At 48.8% G+C, this 25,287-nt stretch carries 26 protein-coding genes and 1 pseudogene; 16 read left to right on the top strand and 11 right to left on the bottom strand.

Annotated features, from left to right (window positions below):
- Positions 1-3: 3 nt before the first annotated feature.
- The gene (locus KZ771_RS12060) at positions 4-2,199 is read left to right on the top strand and encodes a thiamine pyrophosphate-dependent enzyme (protein ID WP_290653716.1); all 2,196 of its coding nucleotides are present in this window, start codon (positions 4-6) and stop codon (positions 2,197-2,199) included.
- The gene (locus KZ771_RS12055; RefSeq protein ID WP_290653714.1) at positions 2,196-3,203 is read left to right on the top strand and encodes a malonyl CoA-ACP transacylase; all 1,008 of its coding nucleotides are present in this window, start codon (positions 2,196-2,198) and stop codon (positions 3,201-3,203) included. Before KZ771_RS12060 ends, KZ771_RS12055 begins: the two co-directional genes overlap by 4 nt.
- On the opposite strand, the gene deoD is transcribed toward KZ771_RS12055, so the two are convergent.
- Complete coding sequence (gene deoD / locus KZ771_RS12050; RefSeq protein WP_290653713.1) at positions 3,200-3,916, bottom strand: purine-nucleoside phosphorylase; 717 nt, start codon at positions 3,914-3,916, stop codon at positions 3,200-3,202. The two genes, KZ771_RS12055 and deoD, sit on opposite strands and share 4 nt — an antisense overlap.
- A gap of 143 nt (positions 3,917-4,059) precedes the next feature.
- Here deoD and KZ771_RS12045 point away from each other — a divergent pair, with 143 nt between their 5' ends.
- The 4 genes from KZ771_RS12045 to KZ771_RS12030 all read left to right on the top strand — a co-directional run bounded on the left by KZ771_RS12045 (position 4,060) and on the right by KZ771_RS12030 (position 8,002).
- Positions 4,060-4,269 (top strand): DUF2892 domain-containing protein, encoded by a 210-nt coding sequence (locus KZ771_RS12045; protein WP_133539932.1) that lies wholly within the window; start codon positions 4,060-4,062, stop codon positions 4,267-4,269.
- 95 nt (positions 4,270-4,364) lie between these two features.
- Positions 4,365-6,386, top strand: a complete 2,022-nt coding sequence (locus KZ771_RS12040) for a TonB-dependent copper receptor (protein ID WP_290653711.1) — start codon at positions 4,365-4,367, stop codon at positions 6,384-6,386.
- 18 nt (positions 6,387-6,404) lie between these two features.
- Positions 6,405-7,481 carry a GHKL domain-containing protein gene (locus KZ771_RS12035; RefSeq protein WP_290653709.1) on the top strand — a complete coding sequence of 359 codons (1,077 nt, stop codon included), beginning with the start codon at positions 6,405-6,407 and terminating at the stop codon, positions 7,479-7,481.
- 5 nt (positions 7,482-7,486) lie between these two features.
- Positions 7,487-8,002, top strand: a complete 516-nt coding sequence (locus KZ771_RS12030; RefSeq protein WP_133539935.1) for a response regulator — start codon at positions 7,487-7,489, stop codon at positions 8,000-8,002.
- 64 nt (positions 8,003-8,066) lie between these two features.
- Here KZ771_RS12030 and KZ771_RS12025 read toward each other — a convergent pair whose 3' ends face one another.
- The 6 genes from KZ771_RS12025 to KZ771_RS12000 all read right to left on the bottom strand — a co-directional run bounded on the left by KZ771_RS12025 (position 8,067) and on the right by KZ771_RS12000 (position 11,986).
- Complete coding sequence (locus tag KZ771_RS12025; RefSeq protein WP_290653707.1) at positions 8,067-8,765, bottom strand: OmpW family outer membrane protein; 699 nt, start codon at positions 8,763-8,765, stop codon at positions 8,067-8,069.
- 83 nt (positions 8,766-8,848) lie between these two features.
- On the bottom strand, positions 8,849-9,565 hold the full coding sequence (locus KZ771_RS12020) for a YebC/PmpR family DNA-binding transcriptional regulator (RefSeq protein ID WP_290653705.1): 717 nt from the start codon (positions 9,563-9,565) through the stop codon (positions 8,849-8,851).
- 76 nt (positions 9,566-9,641) lie between these two features.
- Positions 9,642-10,361: a GGDEF domain-containing protein gene (locus KZ771_RS12015; RefSeq protein WP_290653703.1), complete on the bottom strand. Its 720-nt coding sequence runs from the start codon at positions 10,359-10,361 to the stop codon at positions 9,642-9,644.
- On the bottom strand, positions 10,340-11,308 hold the full coding sequence (locus tag KZ771_RS12010; protein ID WP_290653701.1) for a PAS domain-containing protein: 969 nt from the start codon (positions 11,306-11,308) through the stop codon (positions 10,340-10,342). The genes KZ771_RS12015 and KZ771_RS12010 overlap by 22 nt, the downstream gene beginning before the upstream one ends.
- Before the next feature lie 55 nt (positions 11,309-11,363).
- Positions 11,364-11,795, bottom strand: a complete 432-nt coding sequence (gene trxC, locus KZ771_RS12005) for a thioredoxin TrxC (RefSeq protein WP_290653699.1) — start codon at positions 11,793-11,795, stop codon at positions 11,364-11,366.
- Positions 11,792-11,986, bottom strand: a complete 195-nt coding sequence (locus tag KZ771_RS12000) for a DUF2892 domain-containing protein (protein WP_243734524.1) — start codon at positions 11,984-11,986, stop codon at positions 11,792-11,794. Before KZ771_RS12000 ends, trxC begins: the two co-directional genes overlap by 4 nt.
- 92 nt (positions 11,987-12,078) lie before the next feature.
- Here KZ771_RS12000 and KZ771_RS11995 point away from each other — a divergent pair, with 92 nt between their 5' ends.
- The 8 genes and pseudogenes from KZ771_RS11995 to KZ771_RS11960 all read left to right on the top strand — a co-directional run bounded on the left by KZ771_RS11995 (position 12,079) and on the right by KZ771_RS11960 (position 18,876).
- The gene (locus KZ771_RS11995) at positions 12,079-12,729 is read left to right on the top strand and encodes a cupin domain-containing protein (protein WP_290653697.1); all 651 of its coding nucleotides are present in this window, start codon (positions 12,079-12,081) and stop codon (positions 12,727-12,729) included.
- A 160-nt stretch (positions 12,730-12,889) separates the two neighbouring features.
- On the top strand, positions 12,890-14,326 hold the full coding sequence (gene sufB / locus KZ771_RS11990) for a Fe-S cluster assembly protein SufB (RefSeq protein WP_133539941.1): 1,437 nt from the start codon (positions 12,890-12,892) through the stop codon (positions 14,324-14,326).
- Positions 14,327-14,329: 3 nt separating this feature from the next.
- Positions 14,330-15,083: pseudogene (gene sufC, locus KZ771_RS11985) on the top strand (Fe-S cluster assembly ATPase SufC).
- Positions 15,080-16,327: a Fe-S cluster assembly protein SufD gene (gene sufD, locus KZ771_RS11980; protein WP_290653696.1), complete on the top strand. Its 1,248-nt coding sequence runs from the start codon at positions 15,080-15,082 to the stop codon at positions 16,325-16,327. Before sufC ends, sufD begins: the two are co-directional and overlap by 4 nt.
- The gene (locus KZ771_RS11975) at positions 16,324-17,541 is read left to right on the top strand and encodes a SufS family cysteine desulfurase (protein ID WP_290653694.1); all 1,218 of its coding nucleotides are present in this window, start codon (positions 16,324-16,326) and stop codon (positions 17,539-17,541) included. The genes sufD and KZ771_RS11975 overlap by 4 nt, the downstream gene beginning before the upstream one ends.
- 14 nt (positions 17,542-17,555) lie before the next feature.
- Positions 17,556-17,912, top strand: coding sequence for an iron-sulfur cluster assembly accessory protein (locus KZ771_RS11970; protein WP_133539945.1), 357 nt, complete (start codon positions 17,556-17,558; stop codon positions 17,910-17,912).
- 17 nt (positions 17,913-17,929) lie between these two features.
- Positions 17,930-18,463 (top strand): putative Fe-S cluster assembly protein SufT, encoded by a 534-nt coding sequence (sufT, locus tag KZ771_RS11965; RefSeq protein WP_290653692.1) that lies wholly within the window; start codon positions 17,930-17,932, stop codon positions 18,461-18,463.
- A gap of 2 nt (positions 18,464-18,465) precedes the next feature.
- Entirely contained in the window at positions 18,466-18,876 is a 411-nt protein-coding gene (locus KZ771_RS11960; protein WP_290653690.1) for a SufE family protein, read from the top strand.
- On the opposite strand, the gene KZ771_RS11955 is transcribed toward KZ771_RS11960, so the two are convergent.
- Genes KZ771_RS11955 through KZ771_RS11945 form a run of 3 tightly spaced genes read right to left on the bottom strand, consistent with a single transcriptional unit; the run spans position 18,873 to position 21,792 of the window.
- Positions 18,873-19,400, bottom strand: a complete 528-nt coding sequence (locus KZ771_RS11955) for a cytochrome b/b6 domain-containing protein (RefSeq protein WP_290653688.1) — start codon at positions 19,398-19,400, stop codon at positions 18,873-18,875. The two genes, KZ771_RS11960 and KZ771_RS11955, sit on opposite strands and share 4 nt — an antisense overlap.
- A 4-nt stretch (positions 19,401-19,404) precedes the next feature.
- A complete protein-coding gene (locus tag KZ771_RS11950) occupies positions 19,405-19,686 on the bottom strand; it encodes a PepSY domain-containing protein (RefSeq protein ID WP_290653686.1) in 282 nt (93 codons plus the stop codon).
- A 51-nt stretch (positions 19,687-19,737) separates the two neighbouring features.
- The gene (locus tag KZ771_RS11945; protein WP_290654855.1) at positions 19,738-21,792 is read right to left on the bottom strand and encodes a prolyl oligopeptidase family serine peptidase; all 2,055 of its coding nucleotides are present in this window, start codon (positions 21,790-21,792) and stop codon (positions 19,738-19,740) included.
- Positions 21,793-22,016: 224 nt separating this feature from the next.
- Between KZ771_RS11945 and KZ771_RS11940 the strand changes: the two genes are divergently transcribed.
- Both KZ771_RS11940 and KZ771_RS11935 read left to right on the top strand, forming a co-directional pair.
- Positions 22,017-23,288, top strand: coding sequence for a hypothetical protein (locus KZ771_RS11940; RefSeq protein WP_290653685.1), 1,272 nt, complete (start codon positions 22,017-22,019; stop codon positions 23,286-23,288).
- Complete coding sequence (locus KZ771_RS11935; RefSeq protein WP_290653683.1) at positions 23,254-23,682, top strand: hypothetical protein; 429 nt, start codon at positions 23,254-23,256, stop codon at positions 23,680-23,682. Before KZ771_RS11940 ends, KZ771_RS11935 begins: the two co-directional genes overlap by 35 nt.
- A 57-nt stretch (positions 23,683-23,739) precedes the next feature.
- On the opposite strand, the gene KZ771_RS11930 is transcribed toward KZ771_RS11935, so the two are convergent.
- Positions 23,740-25,287, bottom strand: coding sequence for an aromatic amino acid ammonia-lyase (locus tag KZ771_RS11930; protein ID WP_290653681.1), 1,548 nt, complete (start codon positions 25,285-25,287; stop codon positions 23,740-23,742).

The following is a 25,287-nucleotide window of genomic DNA, read 5'->3' as shown; positions in this document are numbered from 1 at the left end:
ATCATGATGCGAACCGATTTTGAAGGTTGGCAGGCAGACTTTATTCAGCGTTTGGCCGTAGCTGATTTACCTGCAGCCGAGGTATCAGAGCCCGCAGTATCCGATGCCATGCTTAGTGAGTGGTATAATAGCCAACTGACCAGCCGCTTTGCCGACTTAGAGTCCCGACGACTGCAAAAGCAGGGACTGAGTTTTTATACCATAGGCAGCGCCGGCCACGAGGCTAATGCTTGTGTTGCTGCGGCCTTACGCGTAACCGACCCGGCGTTTCTGCACTACCGCAGCGGCGCCTTTTTTTTACAACGCGCGAAGCAACAGCCCGGCTGCCATGCACTCTATGACCTGATGTTGTCCTTTTGCGCCTCAGCCGACGATCCCATTTCTGGCGGTCGTCACAAAGTACTGGGTAGTCTCGAACTCAACATTCCGCCGCAAACATCAACCATAGCCTCTCACTTGCCCAAAGCCATGGGGGCAGCGCATGCCATCGCCATGAGTAAGCGCTTAAAGCTTAATGGCAATTGGCCACACGACAGTATTGTGCTGTGTAGTTTCGGCGATGCCTCAGCCAATCATTCAACGCTGTTAGGTGCGCTTAATGCCACCGCCTGGGCTGCCTATCAGGGGATTCCGATGCCGGTGCTGTATGTTTGCGAGGACAATGGCATCGGTATTTCGACCCGCTCTCCCAACGGTTGGATCGGTCAACGGTTACAGACTATCCACCCGTTAAAATACTTTTATGCAGACGGTCGCGATGCGCAACAGACTTACTTAGTCACTCAATCAGCACAGGCCTACATCCGCAAAACCGGTAAGCCGGCTATTTTGCATTTAAAAACCATTCGCTATTTTGGCCACGCGGGCGCCGATGCAGAGGTAGCTTATCGCGATAAAAACAGTATCGCGGCTGACTTTGAAGAGGATATTTTGCTGCACACGGCGGCGCAACTCGTTGAAAGGGGAGTATTCGATGGTGCCGAGCTGGCACAACACGCAAAGGACACTAAAGCCCGCATTCAGCGCGTGGCTGCTGAAGCGGCTACTCGACCGCGCTTAAAAACGGCAACCGCCATCAAAGCATCGATTGTTCCGCAAGCTAAGACGCAGACTTTGCCTGCTCGTAGCGAACAGAGTATTGCCGCAGCGCTTTCTTTCGATAAACGTAATGCCGGACAACCGCAACCGTTAGGCAAAATGCTGAACTGGGCTTTGCATGAGGCCATGCAGGATTATCCGAATACGCTGTTATTTGGCGAAGATGTCGGCAAAAAAGGCGGCGTTTACCACGTTACCCATGCGTTAAGAGACCGTTTTGGACCCAACCGGGTAATGAATACGGTGCTCGACGAACAAAGTATTTTAGGTTTAGCCATCGGTGCCACACAACAGGGCTTCTTACCGATTCCGGAAATCCAGTTCCTCGCCTACGTGCATAACGCGGAAGACCAAATTCGAGGTGAGGCCGCGACACTACCGTTTTTCTCTAATGGCCAATACGATAACCCGATGGTTATTCGAATTGCCGGACTGGCCTACCAGAAGGGGTTTGGCGGACACTTCCACAACGACAACTCATTTGCCGTATTCCGCGATATCCCCGGCGTTATCGTGATGTGCCCCAGCAATGGCCGCGACGGCGCTCTACTCATGCGCCACGCCATTGAACTGGCGCAACGTGAACGTCGGGTGGTAATCATGTTAGAGCCCATTGCACTCTATATGACCCGCGATTTACTCACAGAAGCTGATAATGGCTGGGTCGGTGACTACCCTAACGCTGACCAACCGTTGCCTAAATTGGGTCAACCCAGTGTGTATGGCAACGGCAAAAAAGTGGGTGTAATCAGCTACGGTAATGGTTATTACTTAAGCCGCCAGGCGTGTGCCAGATTAAACGCAGAACAGCAAATTAAAGTCATTGATTTGCGCTACTTAGTGCCCCTGGATATGGGTCAGGTTATGCAGGCGATCGACGATTGTGAGCAGCTACTGATCGTTGACGAGTGCCGCCAGCGCGGTTCGCTCAGTGAAGAAATCATAACCTATCTGGCAGAGCATGATTCCCAACGCCGACCAGTACAGCGGATAACCGCAGACGACTGTTTTATTCCGTTAGGTTCCGCAGCGTATGACGTACTGCCCTCGGCAGCAGATATTGAATCCGCATTAACGGCAATGGGAGTGACCAATCGATGAGTCAGCAAAAGCCAACCGCCATTGTTGTCTGCCCCGGCCGTGGCGGTTATAACAAACCTGAACTGGGCTCTATTAGCCGCAAGCATGGCAAAAAAAAGCACTGGCTTGACGCCTGGAATGAGCGTCGTCATAGCCTGGGTGCAGCAACCGTTACTGAACTCGATCAAGCACAAAAGTTTGACTTTAAACGACACCTACACGCCGAAAACTCCGCCGCACTGATATACGCAGCCGGTTATCTGGATTATCAGGCGGTCAAAAACGACTACGATATTGTCGCCGTTACGGGTAATTCCATGGGTTGGTATACCGCATTGAGCTGTGCCGGTGTTTGGGACCCCGTCAATGCCATGGATATCGTCACCGACATGGCCCGTAATACCGCTGATGCTCAGGGCGCCCAGCTTATTTTTCCCTTAACAGATGCAAACTGGACTCCTCAGCCTGAATTTCACGCTGCCATTACAGATATTCTCAATAAGTTACGCGGCGAGTTATTTGAATCCATTTATTATGGTGGCTATATCTTGTTATCGGGCACCGAGCGTGCAATAAAACAAGCTGCCGGGAAGTTACCCAAGGTTGACGACAGGTTTCCGTTAATACTGCCGGGGCACGCGGCTTTTCATTCGCCACTGATGCAACAGGCGAGTCAACGAGCGTTAGCCAATTGGTCAGTCGAACACTTTAACCAACCGACGCTGCCGCTGATTGATGGGCGAGGTCATATTTGGCAACGCCCTGCTGTTGATTTAAAGGACCTGCGTGACTACACCTTTAATCATCAAGTGGCGCAAACCTATAATTTCACTCGCGCGCTTGAGGTTGCCGTGCGTGAATTTGCGCCAGACAAGCTTTTGCTGTTAGGGCCTGGCAACAGCCTTGGCGGCGCTGTTGGGCAAACGCTGGCGATGATGAATTGGCGCAACATTCACGACAAACAGAGCTTCGCTCAGCAACAAGCGCGTGATGACGCTGCTGTCATCAGCCTGGGTTTAACTTAACCATCGCTATCGGTAGCGACTGTCAGCGCGAGCGTGATCATGGTATCAAAAGAGCGCTCGCGCTCATCACCTGACAGGTGCTGTTGGGTAATCAGGTCGTCAGACACCGTTAAGATAGCCAGTGCCTGGGCACGGTGCCGTGCTGCCACGCTATAGAGCCCGGCAGCCTCCATTTCGACCGCGAGTATATGCAACCGGTTGAGCATGGCAGTTAACTTTCGGTTCGGGTGATAAAAGCTATCGGTTGAAAATACGTTACCGACTTTTACCGTCTTCTTTTGTTGCTTCGCAACATCCACCGCTCTACTCAATAAATCAAAGTCTGCAATAGCAGCATAATCATAGCCATTAAACTGATGCCGGTTGGCATTGGAGTCAGTTGATGCGCCAGCGGCGAGAACAATATCATTAAGACTAATCTCTGGGTCAGTGGAACCACACGATCCCACTCTGATCAGGCGTTTTACACCATATTCTTTTATCAGCTCCTCGGCATAGAGTATACAACTTGGCATCCCCATTCCGGTACCCATTACTGATACCGGCTGTTGGTTATAAAAGCCCGTATAACCCAACATATTGCGCGTGCTGGTTATGCATTCTGCACGCTGCAAATAGTTCTCAGCAATGAACTTTGCGCGCAGTGGATCGCCGGGCAATAAACAGGTTTCTGCAAATTGCTCAGATTTTGCTTGAATATGTGGTGTCGTCATATATTATGCTTTTAACTTAATTGTTTTGATGCGATTCAATTTAACCGAATTAGCAGTATTGACGATTGACGCATATCAATCCAGTCGCTGTCATTAATTAGCGGGCTGGACTATTTTGCAGTATCTCTATTGGAGTAATAAACATGAGCGTAGAAAAAGCATTAATGGCCTTTGCCGGTTTTATGGTGATGCTGTCTGTTGCCCTGACCTATTGGGTTCATCCTAATTTTGTCTGGCTAACCGTATTTGTGGGCGCAAACTTGTTCCAACAATCTTTTACCGGTTTTTGCCCTGCCAGCATGGTCATGAAAAAAGTGTTTGGACTTAAGACTGAAAAAGAGCTGGCAAAATAACCGCAAAAATAGCTATGTGCTACCTTTTGTCACATCCCCAAACGTAGCGGTTACACAGATAATAGGCACCTTATTTTTTAATAAAGGTGCCTGTAATGAAAAAGTCGGTTTGTTACATAGCTGTATTAAGTAGTTTTTCAGCCATTGCCCAAGACGCTAATGAGTCGACTCAACAGCCTGAAGAACATATCACCATAATCGGTGACTCGATGTTGTCACCCAGTGTCTATGAATTAAACGCGAAGCAACCCAGGCAGCCCTTACCTGCACACGATGGCGGTGACTTTTTAAAGACCATTACAGGTTTTAGTGCGACGCGCAAAGGCGGCGCTTCATCAGATCCTATGTTCCGGGGAATGGGCGCTTCGCGGCTGACCATCGTTAATGACGGGCAAATGTTGCAGGGCGGATGCAGTAGCCGCATGGATCCGCCAACCGCCTATATCACGCCACAAAGTTACGATACTGTTCGCATTGTTAAAGGTCCGCAAAGCGTCCGCTATGCAGGCAGTGCCGCAACCATCGAGTTCGAACGCGATACGCTGCGCTATTCTGAGCCCATTTTGGACGGTTATGCCAACCTCACCGCGGCAAGCTTTGGGCGGATAAATGGTACCGCCGAGCTCATTGCCGGTAATGCAACCGGCTATGTCAAAACTAACCTTAGCGCAGCCACTGCAGATAATTACGAAGATGGCGATGGAACTGAAATCAACAGCCAGTACCAACGTTGGAGCGGTGACATCGATCTGGGCTGGACTCCGTCGCTAAATCACTCATTTAAACTGAGCCTGGGCGCCAGCGATGGCGAAGCGGCCTACGCCGATCGCGCCATGGACGGTGCTAAGTTCGAGCGCACCAGCACCGCATTAACCTATGATTATGAGGGCGCCGGTACCTTGCAATCACTTACCGCCAATAGTTATTTCAATTATATCGATCACGTGATGGATAATTATTCCTTACGTAACTTTACGCCATCAATGATGATGCCAAATAAGACCGCGCGCAATCCTGACCGTTATTCGCGTGGCGCACGGATCGAGTCGACATGGCAGCTACACTCGCAACATACCACTGAGCTTGGTATCGAATATCATGATAACAAGCACCGTGATCGCATTAGCCGCAATCAAGAAATGAGCCCTTATCAATCGCTGCCACGCAAAGCCGATGCTGAAAGTTCCCAGTTTGGACTGTTCGCAGAACACAGTATGTCATTAACAGCCGACCAGCGGCTCATCACAGGAGTTCGTTTTGACCACTGGAAGCTGACTGATCGCCGCGAGAGTCTGGGTAACATGATGAATAGTCAGCCGAATCCAACATTAAATCAAACACACTACGATGATTTGTTTAGTGGCTTTATTCGTTATGAGCAGCAAACCGACTTGGGCACTTGGTATGCTGGCTTGGGCCAGGCAGAGCGCTTTCCGGACTATTGGGAAGCCATTGGCAACAATAAAACCTATCAGAGCTCGCCCTCGGCACTTTATCTGCGACCCGAACAAAATCAACAGTTGGACGTAGGCTGGCAATACCAAAACGACGCCCTGCAATTAGAAGCCTCAGTATTTTTCGGCAATATCGATGACTTTATTCTGCTGGAACAAAGCTCAGGGAGGATGGCAGACAGCGTCCGCAATATCGATGCAACCACCTGGGGTGGAGAGCTCACCAGTCGTTGGAATGTAACGACAGCCTGGAAACTTTCAGCCAGCTTTGCTTTTACCCGAGGTAGCAACGACACCGATATTCGCTATCTGCCACAACAACCGGCGGATGAGCTACGACTTGCCAGCGACTATACACATAACGACCTTACCTACTCACTGCTATGGCGGGTCGTTAAGCAGCAAAACAAGGTGGACATCGGGCGTGGCAACGTCATTGGTTATGACTTTGCCGAAACGCCAGGCTATGGCGTGCTGTCAGCTAACATGAACTGGCAACTCGATAAAAGCTGGAAGTTAGCAATAGGTGTCGATAACCTGTTAGATAAAACGTATGCTGAGCACATTAGTAGCAGCGGAGCCACTATTGCAGGCTATGAACAGGTTGATCGCGTTAACGAACCCGGACGGGTCTTTTGGTTACAAAGTAACCTGTATTTTTAGGCGCCTCGGAGCATCTGAATGTTGACCCTCTTAGCAACGATATACGGCCGTGAAAATACCTTGTTATTAGTCTTAGTCATGTTGATTGATATCAGCATCGCCAACGTGGTTATTGCCTTTACTGGTGGTATCAGTAACCCCTTTTCGACGATCTTATTGCTATTTGTTGTGGTTGCCGTCTTGCTCCTTAACTGGTTACCTGCATTAATCATTTTAGTTGCCAGTATTTCAGGGCAAATCGCGCAACTGTGGGGGCATCAGTGGCTCAGTGTAGCTGACCACAGCGGCCATGCCATGGGGCCGGAGTTTACCGCCCACGCGCAGGGTATGGTCATTAGTTTTGTTATCGCAGCAATGATCATTTGGGTATCAAGCCTTTGGTTAAAGCAACGCTGGCAGCGCTCACAACAGGTTGCTCAAGCCCTGCGTGAACGCCAGCTGCGCGATGAACAGCTACTCACCATCGGTTCTGCGGCGGCACAACTAGCGCATGACTTAGCGACACCCATCCAAACCATGCAACTGTTGCATGAAGAGCTTATTGAGCAAGCCCCGTATGCTGACTGGCAAACTCTGGACACTGAGCTAACGAAAATCGGCCACTCACTCGCGCAATGGCGGCAAACTGCTGATGATGTTCGTAGCGGCCGTCGCCATCGCTTGAGTGTTGAACAGCTAAGTCAACAAATTCGGCAGTTATTGCGAGTTGTAAGCCCACAAACGCTTGCCCAGTGGCAGCTTGATAACGCAACGCTTAAACAGTCTCTGGTCTGTGATCGGACGTTAATACCTGCGATCGCTAATCTCATTATCAATGCACACGAAGCTTCACCAGAGCGCGAAATTGACGTGAAAATTACGACTAAAAATAACTTTTTATACTGGCACATAACAAATCAAACCCAGCACGTTGATTCGCTAGCCAATAACCTGGGTTTTAGCTTACAAAAAAGTGATAAAGGCAGTGGCGCAGGCGCAGTCATTAGCCATGCTACGATAGAGCGACATCATGGTCAGGTAAGCTGGAATTGGCACAACGGCATCGCTATAACCAAAATACGACTGCCGCTATCACCCGCTAACAATATAGGTTAAGCAGTATGAGTCTGTCGGTATTACTCATTGACGATGATAAAAGCTTTTGCCACGTCATGAGCCGTCGTCTTCAGTATCATGGTTTTAACGTTGATGTTAGTTTTGACAGCTTGTCTGCTTTGGAACAGCAGCCTGTCCACTATGACGTGATCTTGCTCGACATGATGATTGGCTCCGATAATGGCATAGAGCTTATTCAACCCCTGATTAAGCGGTATACGCCCGACCAACTGATTGTATTAACCGGTTATGCCAGTGTTGCAACCACGGTTGAGGCGATAAAACGCGGGGCTGATGACTATTTAGCTAAGCCGGTCAGCAGTCAGGATATTATTAAACGCTTAAATGGCGAGGCTCCAACCAACCTTGAACAAGCCCAGCCATTATCACCGGCTCAGGTAGAGTGGGAGTATATTCACCGGGTATTGCTGGAAAACCAGGGTAATATTTCTAAAACAGCACGAGAGTTGGGTATGCATCGACGCACACTGCAACGCAAACTCGCTAAAAAAGCGCCATAAAAAAGCCGCCATCAGAAAACCTGTGGCGGCGAGGGCATCTTCCCTAATTCAGGCCCCTAAAACGCTAGAACGAATAACGTAAACCAACCATTGCCACGTATGGGTCGATTTGTACGTCGACACTTTCTATCGTTGCACCATTCAGACGCACATCACCCGTGGTATCAATATCCATTTTGCTGACCATAACGTGCATCCCCCAGTCTTTGCTTAGACTGACGTTAACACCGGCTTGCAATGCAACACCCCAGCTGTTTTCTAAAGCAAGATCTACTGCGTCACTCGTTGTTGCAACACCGGTGCTGACTAATAGGTCTTTTACTGCCGGTGACACCTGGTCGTCAAAAAACGCTGTATAGTTAGCACCGACACCAACAAACGGCTTAAACATATCGCTGCCGATATCAAAGTGGTACTGGGCTAATAAGGTTGGGGGTAAATGTTTGGTATCACCGATTTTAACGCCCGCTAAAGCACCGGTACCGGTGATATCATGACTAAAGGGAGTCGCAGCGACCAACTCAATAACCCAGTGATTATCAAGCGCATAGTCGAATGTCAGGCCAAGTTGCGTATTGGTGTTAACGCCAACGCCGGTGCTGTCCGCATCCAAACCCGCAACGCTTTCAACAACGTTTAGTGAACCGCTGCTGTCGTCAGGCATAACACTGATTGCACCGATATTGACTGAAAAATCGTTAGCCTGTGCGGCACCGCTTAACAACCCGAACAAAATACCAACTGACAAAACTGAACGCTTCATGGGTAACTCCTTTTGTAGAATACCCATGAAGTTTAAAAGGTTTTGCGTTAAATCAATTTGATCTGGATCAGGTTTTTGACTGGCTAAACTTCAGCATTGTGATAAATGTTTTGCACGTCATCGCAGTCATTCAACATATCCATCAAGCGCTCGTACATTGGCATGTCGTCGTCGCTGATTGCTGTGGTTACGTGCGGAACAAACTGAATTTCGTCAGTATCAAAGTCGATATCAGCAAAAGCAGACGTTAATGCCTGACGTGCTGCAGCATATTCTGTGTGGGGAGCAAAAACGGTCACAACACCGTCTGCAAATTCTACGTCGGTAACATCGACGTCGGCTTCCATCAAGGCTTCCAGAACCTCGTCTTCGCTATCGTGTTTAAACGAGAAAATCGCACAATGCTCAAACGAGTGCATTACGCTACCCTGTTCGCCAATTTTACATTTGCTTTTAGTAAAGCAGTTGCGGACTTCACCAAAGGTGCGGTTTGGGTTATCTGTTAAGCATTCCACGATAACCATGCAATTACTCGGACCATAGCCCTCGTAACGGGCAGGTGAAAAATCTTCGCCCGCACCGCCTTGTGCCTTTTCAATGGCTTTATCGATAACATGCGAGGGCACTTGATCTTTTTTCGCCCGGTCAATCAGGCTGCGTAACGCCAGGTTAGCCTCTGGATCTGTTCCACCCTGCTTGCCACAGACATAAATTTCACGGCCGTAACGGCTATAGACCTTACTTTTAGCGGCTGCCGTTTTGGCGATAGATTCTTTTCGGTTTTGGAATGCGCGACCCATAACGTGATTCTCTATTCTATTATTTTTAACAAAGAGTGCGAATTTTACACGCCCTCTGCGTCAGGGTCTACGGAAATCAATAGAGTGTGCTATCTGCAAGAACCACTTGATTACGGCCCCGTTGTTTGCCTTGGTAGAGTGCACGGTCAGCAATTTGCAACAAATGCTCTTCGCTAGTTGTTTGCGCTGCAACAACCACCAGCCCAAACGTAGCCGTCACATTGAGTTCGTCATCTGCTGCGGTGACTGCTTTCCGTTCGATGGATTGGCGTAACTTTTCTGCCACTTGCTTGCCACTCTCGGCATTACACTCCGGTAAAATAATAGCGAACTCCTCGCCACCGACGCGGGCAAACTTATCCTCAGTTCTTAGCTGCGAAGCAACTATTTCCGAGATCGTTGTTAATACTTTGTCTCCTACGGCGTGACCATAGGTATCGTTGATGCGCTTAAAGTGGTCGAGATCGAAGGTAATTAGACAAAAAGGCGTGCCATGTCGTTGAAAGCGGGCAAACTCCCGTTGTATGGCCCGTTCAAAAAACCGACGGTTACCGATTTGAGTTAGCGGGTCTATCACCGCCTGCCGTTGCAATTGTAATTCGAGTTGCTTCTGCTCGGTGATATCGCGAACTGTCCCAATGAGCGTAACGCCATCCTCTTGCAACTCAGCAAGTTCATGCACCCAGATTGTGTCACCTCGGCTTGTCATCATGCGATGCTGAACATCGTGAATACCCGTCTGTTGTGCTTTAAGTTCACTAGCACGAATGGCTGCTAAGTCTTGCTCCGGAACCAAGCTATTAAAAACTCCACCGAGGGTTCCACCTCACCTCGTTTATAGCCCAATATTTTATACACCATGTCTGACCAATAGACATCGCCCGTGGCGATATTAGCTTCCCAATGCCCGGTGCGCGCAATACGCTGCGCTAGCTTGAGGTTAGCTTGGCTTTTTTCTAGCTCAAGCTCGAGTAGTTTACGTTCGGTAATGTCAATGATCATGCCATACCACAATACCGAACCATCAAAACCTGATTGAGGACGCGCATGACCAAACACCCAACGAGGCTCTCCGGTGTGTATTACCCGATACTCACAAATCCAGTCTTCGTCTTTCTCTGCGGATTGCGCTATCGTTTCGGCAACACGCTGCAAGTCATCCGGATGTATCGCCTTAAAAACCGTGCTGCCGTCCTCTTGCAATTCCTCAGGTGCAACGCCGTATATTCGTCGCATTCCCTGGCTGGCAAAAGGAAAACATGACTGCCCGTCAGGCCGTTGTTCGTATTGGTAAATCACACCGGGGAGTAGGTCAGCAAAAGCCTCAAAGCGCTCGCTGAGATCTTTAAGTCCGTTGATATCGATATGGGTGCCGACGATCCATTCAGGCTGGCCATCCGCAGTACGCGACAGTAATTTACCGTAATCACGAACCCACACCCAGCGCCCATCTTTATGACGCATACGTGCTTCACACTCGTAAAAGCTGCGCTTGCCATCGAAATGTTCAGTCAGCCGTTTATCAGACTCGCTTCCATCATCAGGATGGACGAACTTCAACCAGGTCTGGATATTAATCGGCTGCAGCTCATCCAGCGTGTACCCGATAATTTCCGCCCAGCGCTCGTTAAAGTGCGCTTCCCCGGTCTGCACGTTCCACTCCCAGGTACCCGCCTGTGTTGCCTCGAGCATCATCATCAAGCGATCGCTGAGTGGTAAATTCTGGTATTTCCCGTAAGGCACTGGACTATCCTTTACACTGTTTTTCCATTAACTATGCCAAACAACACCGGCAATATCACGAAAATTTCGCGAGCCATTGTTGAATCTGAGCCGCTGACATGACCCCTGCCTGGCGGGCAACTTCCTGGCCATTTTTTATCAGCAAGGTTGTCGGGATACTGCGTACCGCGTAATGTTGAGCTAGGTGGGGCTCTGTTTCTGTACTGATTTTTAAAAACTGCACGTCATAAGGCAATTGTTTTGCTGCTTGTTCGAAGTGCGGTCCATATTGCTGACAAGGCCCACACCAACTAGCCCAAAAATCGACCACTAATGGCAAGTCGGCACTTTGATGAGCACGAAACTCGTCGCTGTTCACCTTGATAACCTGACCACCGAACAGCGCCGCTTTGCAATGCCCACACACAGCATTTTCTTGCTTTCTTTCCCAAGCAACACGGTTCTTTTTGTGGCATGCGGGGCATGCCACAACCTTCTTCTCGCTCATTCTTTTGTTCCTGTCGATTTATCCGTTGTCATCCCGATAAGTTTATACAGCAGACAGAATTTGAATATGGCAGTACCTAACACTACTGCGCCCAGAATCCACCATAAGTTACCCGCTTGTAACGACCAAACGATAATAGCGATTCCTACAATCGCTCTTAAAATACGATCAATACCACCAACGTTTGCCATAATAACCACCTTCTTAGTTACGCCTAATGAACTAAATAGTCTGCCTTTTTCGTAAGTGTAGTACTGTTTTAATCGGATGAAAGATTAATATCATGCTAAATTTAGATTTTACTCAACGCGTTGTCATAAATACCGCTGAACAAGATTGGATTGATAGTCCCGCAGCAGGTGTCCGGCGCAAACAGCTCGAGCGCGAAGAAGCAGAACGCGGCCGTGCTACCAGTATTGTCGAATACAAGCCCGGCGCGTCATTCAAGACCCATCATCACCCTCTGGGTGAGGAAATTTTGGTACTTGAGGGTGTATTCTCTGATGAAAATGGAGACTATCCCGCTGGCACTTATCTACGCAACCCTCCCGGCAGTTCGCACGCTCCTTTCAGCGAAAAAGGCTGCAAATTACTGGTAAAACTTCACCAGTTTGATGCTGATGACCGCAACACTGTGCGTATTGATACCAACAACGCCGAGTGGCTACCGGGACAGGGTGGACTGCAAGTCATGCCACTGCACAGCCACAATACAGAACACGTTGCACTGGTCAAATGGCCGGCCAATGAAGTTTTCAAACCGCACCGCCACATGGGCGGCGAAGAAATCTTTGTACTACAGGGTGAGTTCTGCGATGAACACGGCCGCTATCCTCAGGGCACGTGGTTACGTAGTCCTCACATGAGTACCCATCATCCCTTTGTTGAACACGAAACTATTATCTGGGTAAAAACCGGTCACCTACCCATTTAGAGTTAGCGGTTTCGCACCGGACGAAAGCGACTTTTAACGCACAACAGCGTATAATACGCGACCAATTGCCCGAGCATAGTCTGCAAGCACCAGATAAAGTTGAGTGTTTTAGTCAGGTATTTTATAATATGGGCATTCGCAAGTTAGTAAGGTGGTCATCATGAGCGAACAAATTGATCAAGCGCTAGAGCGCAAATACGATGCTGGTTTTGTTTCTGAAATAGAATCAGAAACTTTCCCGCCGGGGTTGGACGAAGATGTTATCCGCCGTTTATCCGCAATGAAAGAAGAACCTGAGTGGATGACGGAGTGGCGTTTGCAGGCCTATCGGAAGTGGCTGAAGATGGAAGAACCCGAGTGGGCGCACGTTGATTACCCGAAGATTGACTATCAATCTATCTCGTATTATTCAGCGCCAAAAAGCATGAAAGATAAGCCTAAATCGCTCGATGAGGTCGATCCTGAACTGCTGCGCACCTACGAGAAGCTGGGCATTCCTCTGCATGAGCAAGAAATGCTAGCCGGCGTTGCCGTGGATGCGGTATTTGATTCAGTTTCTGTGGTCACCACCTTCCGCGAGAAGCTTGAAGAAGCAGGCGTTATTTTTTGCCCAATTTCCGAAGCGCTACACAAATACCCAGAGCTGGTTAAAAAGTATCTGGGTACTGTGGTGCCTAAAGGCGACAACTACTTTGCGGCATTGAACAGCGCTGTATTTACTGACGGCTCGTTTGTTTACATTCCAAAAGGCGTACGTTGCCCAATGGAATTGTCGACCTATTTCCGTATTAATGAACAGAATACCGGCCAGTTCGAACGCACCTTAATCGTTGCCGAAGAAGGCAGTTACGTCAGCTATCTCGAAGGTTGTACCGCACCTCAACGTGATGAGAATCAGTTACACGCGGCGGTGGTCGAGTTAGTAGCGTTAGATGACGCCGAAATCAAATATTCAACCGTACAGAACTGGTATCCGGGTGACGAAAACGGTAAAGGCGGTATTTATAATTTCGTGACTAAACGCGGCCTGTGTGAAAAGAACGCGAAGATTTCCTGGACTCAGGTAGAAACAGGTTCAGCGGTAACCTGGAAGTATCCGAGCTGTATCCTTAAAGGTGACAATAGTGTCGGCGAGTTTTACTCAGTCGCTCTGACCCGTGGTAAACAGCAAGCTGATACGGGTACCAAAATGATTCACTTGGGCAAAAACACCAAGTCGACCATTATCTCCAAAGGTATTTCTGCCGGTTACAGCAACAACGCCTATCGTGGCTTAGTACGCATGGGACCGGGCGCCGAGGGAGCACGAAACTTTACCGAGTGTGACTCGCTGTTAATTGGTGATAAGTGTGGTGCGCATACCTTCCCATATATCGAAAGCAGCAATCCAACGGCGATTGTTGAGCACGAGGCAACCACCTCAAAAGTCAGTGATGATCAGTTATTCTTATGCCAGCAACGAGGCCTTGACCCTGAAAAAGCAGTCTCAATGATTGTAAATGGCTTCTGTAAAGAAGTATTCCGCGAATTGCCAATGGAGTTTGCGGTAGAAGCCGGTAAGTTGCTCGAAATCAGTCTTGAAGGTTCAGTGGGGTAAAACATGTTAACGATTAAAGACCTACACGCACGTGTAGAAGAAACTACCATTCTTAAAGGCCTTAACCTGGAAGTGAAACCGGGTGAAGTACACGCCATCATGGGCCCTAAATGGTGCCGGTAAAAGTACGCTTGGCTATGTATTGTCCGGTCGCGAAGGTTATGAAGTCGAAAGTGGCAGCGCTGAACTCGATGGTAAGGATTTATTTGATATGGAAGTAGAAGAGCGCGCGCAAGCCGGCGTTTTTCTTGCTTTCCAATACCCGGTAGAAATTCCCGGCGTAAGCAACATGGAATTCATGAAAGAATCAGTCAACGCGATGCGCGAAGCTCGTGGGGAAGATGCATTAAGCTCGGCCGAGTTCCTGAAAAAAGCGAAAGAAGCATGCAAGCAAGTTGAGTTGCCGTTGGACTTCTTAAAACGAGGCGTTAACGAAGGTTTTTCCGGTGGCGAGAAAAAACGCAATGAGATCATGCAAATGATCATGCTTGAACCTAAGCTGGCGATTCTCGATGAGTCTGATTCAGGCTTAGACGTTGATGCCCTGCAAGTGGTTGCAAAAGGCGTAAACAGCCAACGCGACGGTAAACGCAGTTTTATCGTGGTTACCCACTATCAGCGGCTGTTGGACTACATTGAACCCGACTACGTGCACATCTTATCGCAAGGCAAAATTGTTAAGAGCGGTGGCCCTGAGCTTGCTAAAGAAGTTGAAGCCTCGGGTTACGCGTGGTTGAAAGAGGGAGAAAGCGCATGAGTCAATGGTTAGCCCACGTTATTGAGCGTGCTGCCAACGTTGACGACTGGCTGTCTCCGGTACGCGCTAACGCGCTTGCCGAGCTAAAGCAAAAAGAATGGCCGGGACGTCGCACCGAGGCATGGCGCTATACGTCACTGCACAAAGTCGCCGATTTGAACCTGCAAGCCGGCAGTCAGGCGAGTGCAGAAGCTCCTCAGGTTAATGGTTTAAACAGCATCGATCTGGTATTTGTTGATGGCCGCCTGACGACTGATATTGCTCAGTTGCAGCTGCCCGCAGGTATCAGCATTACAGCCTTAGATGCTAAAAGTGAGGCTGCCGATGCATTATTCGCAAAAGTTAAGCCTGCGCACCATTTATTTGGACTGATCAACGATGTGCTTGCGCAACAAGGCATTGTTATTGATGTAGCTGAAGGCTCACAGGTCGAACAGCCCATTCGTATCGTGAATGTTGCTACCAACGGCGTTGAATCACACCAACGCACACTGGTTCGTGTGGGTAAAGGCGCTCGCGCAACCATCATTGAACACGGGGCCGGCAACGAGCAAAGCCTAAACACGGTGTTTGCCGAGTATGACATTGCTGACAACGCAAAACTCGAACATTACCGCTTAGCGTTGCAAGAAGACCAGGCGATTCATGTTGGCGGTAGTCACTTCCGTCTGCACAATGAGTCGAAATTAAACAGTACACTGGTTGGTTATGGCTCACAGTTAACACGCCTGGATGTTGATATCGAGCATGCCGGTGAACACGCCTTTGCCAAGTTCAATAATATCTATTTGCTGGCACCGCATGAGCATTTCGACCTGCACAGCACGATTGAGCACGCACAACCCAATGGTACCACCGAAGAAAATGCTCGTGGCATAATCGGCGACAAAGCTAAAGCGGTATTCAACGGTCGTATTCATATTCACCGTGACGCCCAAAAGACGTTGGCGGAACTGAATAATCGCAACTTGTTGCTGTCGCGCGGAGCACAGATCAATACCAAGCCCGAGCTTGAGATCTATGCCGACGACGTGCAGTGCGCTCACGGCGCTACAGTCGCCGAGATTGACGAAGAAGCGCTTTATTATATGCTGACACGCGGCATCGATAAGCAACAGGCATTGGTTATGCTCAACTTTGGTTTTGTGCAGGAGCTACTGTTTCAAATGCCGAATAAAGCATTGGCGGATTGGTTGCAGCCGATTTTACGGCAGCGTTTTGAGCGCATGATGGAGCAAAAATGACTCTGAACGTTGCACAAATTCGTGAGCAGTTTCCGATCCTGGCGCGTCAGGTTAATGGTCAGCCGTTAGTTTATCTGGACAATGCGGCAACAACGCAGAAGCCGCAGGCGGTTATCGATGCGCTGGTTGACTACTACACACAGTGCAACTCGAATGTGCATCGCGGCGCTCACTACTTGTCAGATGAGGCGACTAAGCGTTATGAAGCCGCCCGCAAAACCGTTGCTCACTACATTAACGCGGGCCGCCCAGAGGAAGTCATTTGGACCAGCGGTACCACCGAGGGTATTAACCTTGTCGCTAATGGTATGGCGCAACGTTTAAAAGCAGGCGACGAAGTCATGGTGACCGAAATGGAACACCATGCAGACTTAGTTACCTGGCAGCAGGCGTGTAAACGCTCAGGCGCGACGTTAAAGATTGTACCTATTCATGATAACGGCGAACTGAATAGCGATGCGTTTTATGATTTGTTGAGTGACAACACGGCATTCGTCGCAATGCCGCATATCTCGAACGCGTTAGGTACCATTAATCCGATTAAAGAACTGACCGCCGCGGCTAAGGCTAAAGGCGCATTAGTCTTGATTGATGGTGCACAGGGTGTTGCTCATGGTGCTATCAACGTACAGGATATTGGCTGCGATTTTTACGTGTTTTCGGGTCACAAACTATTTGGTCCGACCGGTATTGGTGTTTTGTGGGGTCGTTATGACGTACTCGCCGACTGGCCGGTGTGGCTCGTTGGTGGTGAAATGATTGCAACAGTGACCTATCAGGACTCGACCTGGGGCGAATTACCCAATCGCCTAGAGGCCGGTACCCCGAATATCGCAGGAGCAATCGGTTTAGCTGCCGCCATTACCTGGTTACAGGGATTCAATGCCGATGATATCTGGGCTCATGAGCAGGCATTGCTTAAACGCGCCACCGAGCTCGCGGAAAAGACCGACGGTATGCGTATCATTGGCACGGCCAGCAACAAAATCGGCGTGCTTAGTTTTATTATCGAGGGTACGCACCCGGCCGATATTGGCTTTATACTCGATAAGCAAGGCGTCGCCATTCGTACCGGCGATCACTGCGCACAGCCATTGATGAAAAGATTGGGTGTGCCCGGTACGGCTCGAGCTTCTTTTACTATTTACAACACCATGGACGATGTTGATGCGCTGTTTAAAGCGATCAATAAAGCCCGCATGATGTTGGCTTAACGACGGGAGGAAATATGTCTGTCGAATCTTTTGTCCCATCAACCGCGTTAGTCTCGATGACTGACAGCGCGATTCGATATTTCGAATCGCGCCTGGAGGATCAACCAGGCAACCTCGTGAGGTTATCGACTAAAGCCAGTGGTTGCACCGGTTATGCCTATGTCCTGGATTCGGTTGATAATGCACAGGAAGGCGATGAGTTAGTTAAGATCAACGACAACATCACCGTTGCTGTTGCAGCCAACGCCATCGAACTGCTGCGTAACACCGAAATTGACTACGTCAAAGAAGGCATTAACGGCATTGTGAAGTTTAACAACCCCAACGTTGTTAACGAGTGTGGCTGCGGCGAAAGCTTCAGCGTTAGTTAAAAGGCTGCCGTAACCCTATGCAACTGAAAATGGTCAATACCTTGCGCGAAGTAAAAGCGCGCAAGGTCCCTTCAGGCGAACCCAAGGTTATTCCTAAGGGTGAATTTGTTAATATCACTCAGGATCTCGGCGGCAACTACACGGTAACGTGGCAAGGTAATATGCTGCGTATAGACGGTACTGACGGTGACGCCATTGGTCGCAAACCGGAAAAGCTTGATTTCGAAGCGCCCGCTGACGGGAAAATCTCGGAACAACAAGTTTGGGACGCGTTAGAGACGATTTACGATCCGGAAATTCCTATTAACCTGGTATCGCTTGGGCTAATCTACAAGGTGGACGTTGACCAAGACGCCAATCAGGTAAATATCGACATGACCCTGACCGCCCCGGGTTGCGGCATGGGTCCTGTGCTCGTTGGTGATGTTGAGTACCGTGTTTCACTGGTTCCTTTCGTGAACAATGTAAAGGTTAACCTGGTATTCGATCCACCATGGTCACGCGAAATGATGAGCGAAGAAGCGCAACTAGAAGCAGGAGTGTTTTTCTAATCATGAGTAACCTACCCAGCACTGAAGAAATCATTGACGACCTGGAGTTTCTGGACGACTGGGAACAACGCTATCAGTATATTATCGACCTGGGCAAGGCACTGCCTGGCTTGCCGGAAGAGCAGCATCGAGACGAATACCGGGTACGTGGATGCCAGAGCAACGTCTGGTTAATCAGCGAACAAAAAGACGGTAAGCTATTGTTTCATGTCGATAGCGACGCAGTTATCGTACAAGGTCTCTTAACGCTAGTGATGGCGGCTTATGATGATAAAACCCCGGCGCAAATACTCGAATTTGATATCGATGGCTATTTTAATCGGTTGGATTTAGAAAATCACATCACGCCCACTCGGGGAAATGGTCTCCGTGCCATCGTTGGTAAGATTCAGGATATTGCCAAAGCCAGTTAGTCGCTCGGCTTTCGCCATCCTGTGATCATGGGTCGTATTAATGCGATACGACCCCACCAGCCAATCATCAACACCGCTGCAATATGCAGTAAAGCACCTGCATATAACGCGTGAGCAATCAGCTCGTGAATATTCTCCACTAAACTACTGCCAAAAAATCGGTCAGTTTCTTCAAGTAAAAAGCCGGTTAACCCCTGCCCCAGAAACAGTAACCAAAACACCAATATTAGCATGCCACCCAACGCATTATGGCCTTGTCGCTGCGGCAGTCGCCGCATACGTAAGTGGTCAAGGTGTCGCCGTAAGCGTAACGGGGTAGGAAAAAAGTCAGCGATTCGTGCGGTTTGTGGGCCAATAAAGCCCCACCCAATTCGCAAAAAAACCAGAGCCACGGCGCTGTAACCGACCCATTGATGAATCGTTTCGCCGGGCTCCAGGATAAAGTAATTCAATGTAAATGCGACAATAATTAGAACATGGTAAAGCCTAATAAAAGGATCCCAAATTAACCTTGCCGCACTCACCGTATTACTCCATTTCTTGTTTTACGATACTGCCGTCAACAGGGTTAAAGTAAATTTCAACTTTATCGCCAGCGGGACTTTGGCCATAGATTTCATAACAGTTACCGGGTGTCACCTTAAACTCGTTAATTTGGTAACCCTGTTGCTCAAGGCCTGCTTGAAAGTCGCCCTCGTTCATCCATTCCGTGCTTGCTGCGGTCGTACATTGGGTAACACTTTCTTCGGCGCTACAGGCTGCTAATAACGAAACTACAGCAGCTGAGGTTGCTAACTTAATCATGTTCATCTTGTGCTCCTTTTGTTGCATCATTTCCGCAAGGCGTTTTGCATTATTCAATTACTCCTGTGGTAATGATTCGTAACCCATGTGGTAGAGGGTGAAACCAAAAATATCGGAATACTGTTCAATCGTTTTTGAAACGGGTGTCCCGGCGCCATGCCCCGCATTCGTTTCTATACGAATGAGCTGTGGGTTATCTCCACCCGCCTTTTCTTGCAGTTCTGCAGCAAATTTAAACGAATGAGCCGGCACAACGCGGTCGTCATGGTCACCCGTCGTGATCAATGTTGCCGGATAAGCCACCCCTTCTTCTACGTTGTGTACTGGTGAGTAGTTTAACAAGTACTCGAACATTTCCGAGCTATCTTCTGCGGTACCGTAATCGTAAGCCCAGCCAGCACCAGCGGTAAAGGTGTGGTAACGCAACATGTCCAGTACCCCAACTGCCGGTAACGCAACAGCGAATAGTTCAGGCCGTTGTGTCATCACTGCACCAACTAACAAACCGCCATTAGAGCCGCCTCGTACAGCAAGTCGCTCAGATGATGTGTAGTCCTCATCAATTAAGTACTCACCCGCAGCGATAAAATCATCAAACACGTTTTGCTTTTGCATCTTAGTACCGGCTTTGTGCCACTCTTTGCCGTACTCGCCGCCACCGCGCAAGTTAGCCACGGCATAAACACCACCCATTTCCAACCAGGCTGCGTTAGCAATACTAAAGCTTGGGGTCAGGCTAATATTAAAGCCACCGTAACCATACAGAATCGTGGGGTTGCTGCCGTCCAGCGCCATACCTTTTTTGTGCGTGATAATCATCGGTACCTTGGTACCATCTTTAGAGGTATAAAATACTTGCTTGCTGACATACTGACTGGAGTCAAAATCAGCACCCGACTCTTCGTATACCACTGATTCGCCGGTATCCGGATTCATTTCATAAATCGTTTGTGGCGTGCTGTAGTTAGTAAAGCTATAGAAAACTCTTTCAGCGTCTTGTTTCTCGCTAAAGCCGCTGGCACTGCCAACGCCTGGTAACTCGATATCACGTACTTTGTTACCATCGTAGTCGTATTGCTCCACTTTAGACACGGCATCAACCATGTACTCGGCAAAGATATAGCCGGCGCCGGTAGACGGGTTCAATACATTATCGCTGTGGGCAATAAAATCCTGCCAGTTCTCCGGCTGCGGATTGCTTGCATCAACGGTCACCACACGACCATTTGGAGCATCCATATTGGTCTCCAGATACAACATATTATCGCGACTGGTTAATACCGATGTGTCGTAGTCCATGTTGCCGTCAACTAAAACCAGGTCAGCATCCGGGTCACTCAGGTCTTTAATGTAAAGCGTGTTGCCTGATGTCGAGTTCGCTGCAGATACCACCAGGAAATGGTCATCTTCGGTAACGTAGCCGCCAACATAGCGATGTTTTTCTTCTTCCGTACCACCAAAAATTAACTGATCGTCAGACTGCGCTGTGCCTAACTCATGGTAATACAATTTATGTTGGTCAGTTTTCGCCGACAGCTCACTGCCTTCGGGCTTGTCATAGCTGGAATAATAAAATCCGTCATTACCTTTCCAGGAAATACCGCTGAACTTGACGTCAACGAGCGGCTCTTCCAGTTGCTCACCGGTTTCGGCATCAATAACAATGATTTTTCGCCAGTCACTACCGCCTTCAGAAATAGAGTAAGCGGCAATCGAGCCGTCCTCGCTAAAAGTTAATTGCGCCAACGAGGTGGTACCGTCTTCGCTAAAGGTATTCGGATCTAAAAAGACCTCAGCTTCGGCATCCTCACTTTTTTTACGATAAACGACATACTGGTTCTGCAAACCATCATTTTTATAAAAATAGATATAGTCGCCTTCAAAACGCGGGGCGCTAACTTTTTCGTAATTCCAAAGCTCCGTCAGACGTGCTTCGATTTTTTCACGAAACGGAATATTTTCGAGATGATCAAAAGTTACTTCATTTTGCGCTTTTACCCAGTTTTCCGTCTCTTCGCTCCGATCATCTTCTAACCAGCGATAGGGATCGGCAATTTCGGTCTCAAAGTAAGTATCAACAACATCTCCTTTCCGCGTTTCGGGGTACTGCATTTTCGCGCTCTCTTGTTGTGCTTGTTGCTCTGTTTGTGGTTCTTGCGCTTGCTCTGCAGATTGTTGTGGCGAACATGCCATTAATACACTCGCGGCAACCGCGGTTAAGACCATTCTCATTGTTATTCTCCTATGTCTATTTATTGCAATACGTTAGCAGAACTAGGCAGCAAGAGGAATCTTTGCTAGAAAGGTAACGACTGTCAGCAAAAAAAGAGCGACCAGTGGCTGATTTACCCCAGATCATTTGCGGACCTATTTTACGTTCGGTCGAACCTGACGCCATTATTCTATGGCTAGTGACATCTCATGATAATCCAGCAGATGTGCGACTAACTGTCGATATTGAACGCTGCGATGAGCAATTAGTGAGGGTCGGTCGATACGCCTGGATTCGTCGACTCTGCATCACACCTAAAACACCCCTCAACGATCAGCAGTACATTGAGTACGACGTATTATTGAATGGGCTGGGGTTACAGCAAACAACGCCGCACTTGCTTTACGCCGACCAGCAAAGCCCCGGTTTTGTATTTAAAAGCAATATCGATAAGTTACTACACGGCTCTTGCCGTCGCCCCCATCATGCCGCTACCGACGGCTTAATTCGTGTAGACCAAAAGCTCGAAGCATCCGTCAATAGCCCGGCAGATAGGCCAGCGCTACTACTCCACTCGGGTGACCAAATTTACGTTGATGATGCAGCCGGGCCGATGCTGGTGGCTATAAAACAGGTTATTGAACAACTCGGACTTTATGATGAACAGTTTGACGGCGCTCCGTTCAGCTCGTTGCAGGAACTCTATCAGTCGGACAGACATTACTACGCACGCGACTCGCTATTGCCGGATACTGAATCAAACGAGGCCATCACCGAGAAGTTTTTTGGTGGCGTTCGCAAACCTATTTTTACTTCCAGTAACGCAGCCAATCACCTGATATCGTTGAGCGAAGTCATTGCCATGTATTTGTTGTGCTGGTCTCCACAACCATGGCGCTGGGTAAATATCGAGACGCCAACGTCACTCAGTGAGCAAAATAAACAACGCTTCAACACCGAGTTACAGGCGCTAAATGAATTCAGTGCCAATCTGCCAAAAGCTGCTCGAGCAATGGCCAATATTCCAAACTATATGATTTTCGATGACCATGACGTAACCGATGACTGGAACTTATCGGCACTATGGGAGGAAACAGCCTATGAACACCCCTTCTCCAAACGCGTCGTTGGTAATGCTTTAATTGGCTACTTATTATGCCAAAGCTGGGGCAATCATCGTGACCAATTTCAGCCGTTGATAAATCACCTACAAGAGGGCACCCCATCTGGCTCTATCTGGCCACAATCCATGCAAGATGCCCTTATCGATAAGCTACTGTATTTTGAGCATTGGGATTATGACATTAATAGCCAACCCGCAATTATTGTGCTCGATACCCGCACCCAGCGCTGCCGAAGTCATGTTGAATATTTTTGCGCACCGGAAAACACCTGAACATTTCACTATTTTATCAGGCGATGTGCATTATTCTTTTGCTTACGATGTGCATTTAAAGCACCGCAAGCGATCCCCTCGCATATATCAAATAACCAGCAGTGGCATCAAAAATGAGTTCCCGGATAAACTATTGGAGTGGCTTGATCGATTAAACCGTTGGCTGTTTGCGCCCTATTCACCGCTAAACTGGTTCACTAAACGCCGACGCTTTCGTGTAACACCTCGCCTGCCGAGCGAACGCGACGCCGGGGAGCGCTTGTGGAACCAGTCTGGCATTGGTTATGTCGAGTTCAATAAAGAGGGTATACCGCAGCTAATCCAACAACTTGGTGCATCGCGAGGTGAGTGTACGTTCAACCCTTCGAAAGTTAACAAGGAGTCAACCGAATGAAACAAACCCCGTTTGATATTCAGGTAAACCGTCGAAACAGGGTTTGGGTTGTTTGAACTACTTAGACTCCGCGTATAAGCTCCATGGCTTGCCTCGAACTTTTTCTAACCAGTGACGAAGTTCGTGTTCCAGCGGTCTATCTTCTACTAGCAGTTCGAATTCAGCGGCTAGCGACGCTCGCATTGCCGCCAACTCTGGCCCGGTTTCACGCAGCTTCCCTGCCATACGTTCACGCAGAACACTACCCTGATAGGACGCTAACAAGGTGGCCACTGTCACTTGCTCCGTGAGCTCGAGTACCCGCATACAATCGCGAGCGGCAATGGTTCCCATACTGACTTTATCCTGGTTATGACATTCAGTAGAGCGTGAAAAAACACTCGCTGGCATAGTCAGCTTCAATGCTTCTGCTGTCCAGGCAGAACAACCAATTTGCACCGCTTTAAAACCATGGTTAATCGCTTTTCGCTCGCCTTCAGCCGCCGATAAATTCGATGGCAAGTCATGATTCATTTTCGTATCAAGCAACAACGCCATTTGCCGGTCATGCAAATCGGCCAGGTTCGCTATAGCGGCTTTCATCGAGTCCATGACCATCGCAATGTGGCCGCCGTAGAAGTGGCCTCCATGCAAAACATGCTCGCCAATACCATCAATAATCGGGTTATCGTTAGCACTGTTCAGCTCGTTTTCAATGGTGTCTTTGAACCACGGCAAAGCGTCTTTCAACACACCAATGATGTGCGGCGCACAGCGAATGGAGTAGCGATCCTGCAACCGGGAGGAATTACGCGGATGCTCATGATGATTCAAGTCGTCACGTATCCACTTGGCGACTTGTTGCTGGCCTTTATGCGGTTTAACGGCAAACAGCAGTTCGTCAAAATGGTTTGAATTACCGTCTAATGCAATGCTGGCTAACGCAGTAATGCGGCTGGACAGGCGCGTTAAATAGTCGGCACGATCCCAGGCCAGACAAGCCAGTGCGGTCATCACCGCTGTGCCATTCATTATCGCTAAACCTTCTTTGGGACGCTGTGTGTGAAGTTCGACACCCAGAGCCTTGAAGGCTTCCGCACTTGTCATAATTTCACCGTTAAAGCGAACATCCCGCTCGCCAATTAAAGCGCCAGCAATATAAGACAGCGGTGTTAAGTCACCACTGGCGCCAACACTGCCCTCTTTCGGAATTAGTGGCAGCATATTTTCATTCAGCATCAGTACCAAACGTTCTAACAGCGGCCAACTCACCCCTGAATAACCCTGAGTCAGTGATGCCAGGCGCACCGCCAAAATAGCGCGCGTTTCCTGCTCGTTAAAGTAGTCGCCCAACCCACAGCCGTGGAAGCGTGTTAAATGAATAGGCAGCTCTGAAACCAGGTTATCAGGCACAGAAACGGTACAGCTGTCACCATAGCCCGTGGTCACGCCGTAAATCACGCCATCCTGCTCTAACAGGTCATCGAGGAAACGAACACCAGCGTCAATTCGGGCAACAAATTCCGGCGCTTTACTCAAGGTTGCTGTCACCTCATTGTTAGCAAGCGCTACAACATCCTTTATGGTGACCGGCTGTTCGCCAAAACAAACGTTTGCTGTCGTCAT

The organism is Idiomarina sp. (assembly GCF_019431395.1).
In the GTDB taxonomy this organism is placed as follows: Bacteria; Pseudomonadota; Gammaproteobacteria; order Enterobacterales; family Alteromonadaceae; genus Idiomarina.
The sequence above is the reverse complement of the archived record's forward strand: the minus strand, read 5'-3'. Positions and strand labels throughout refer to the sequence as shown.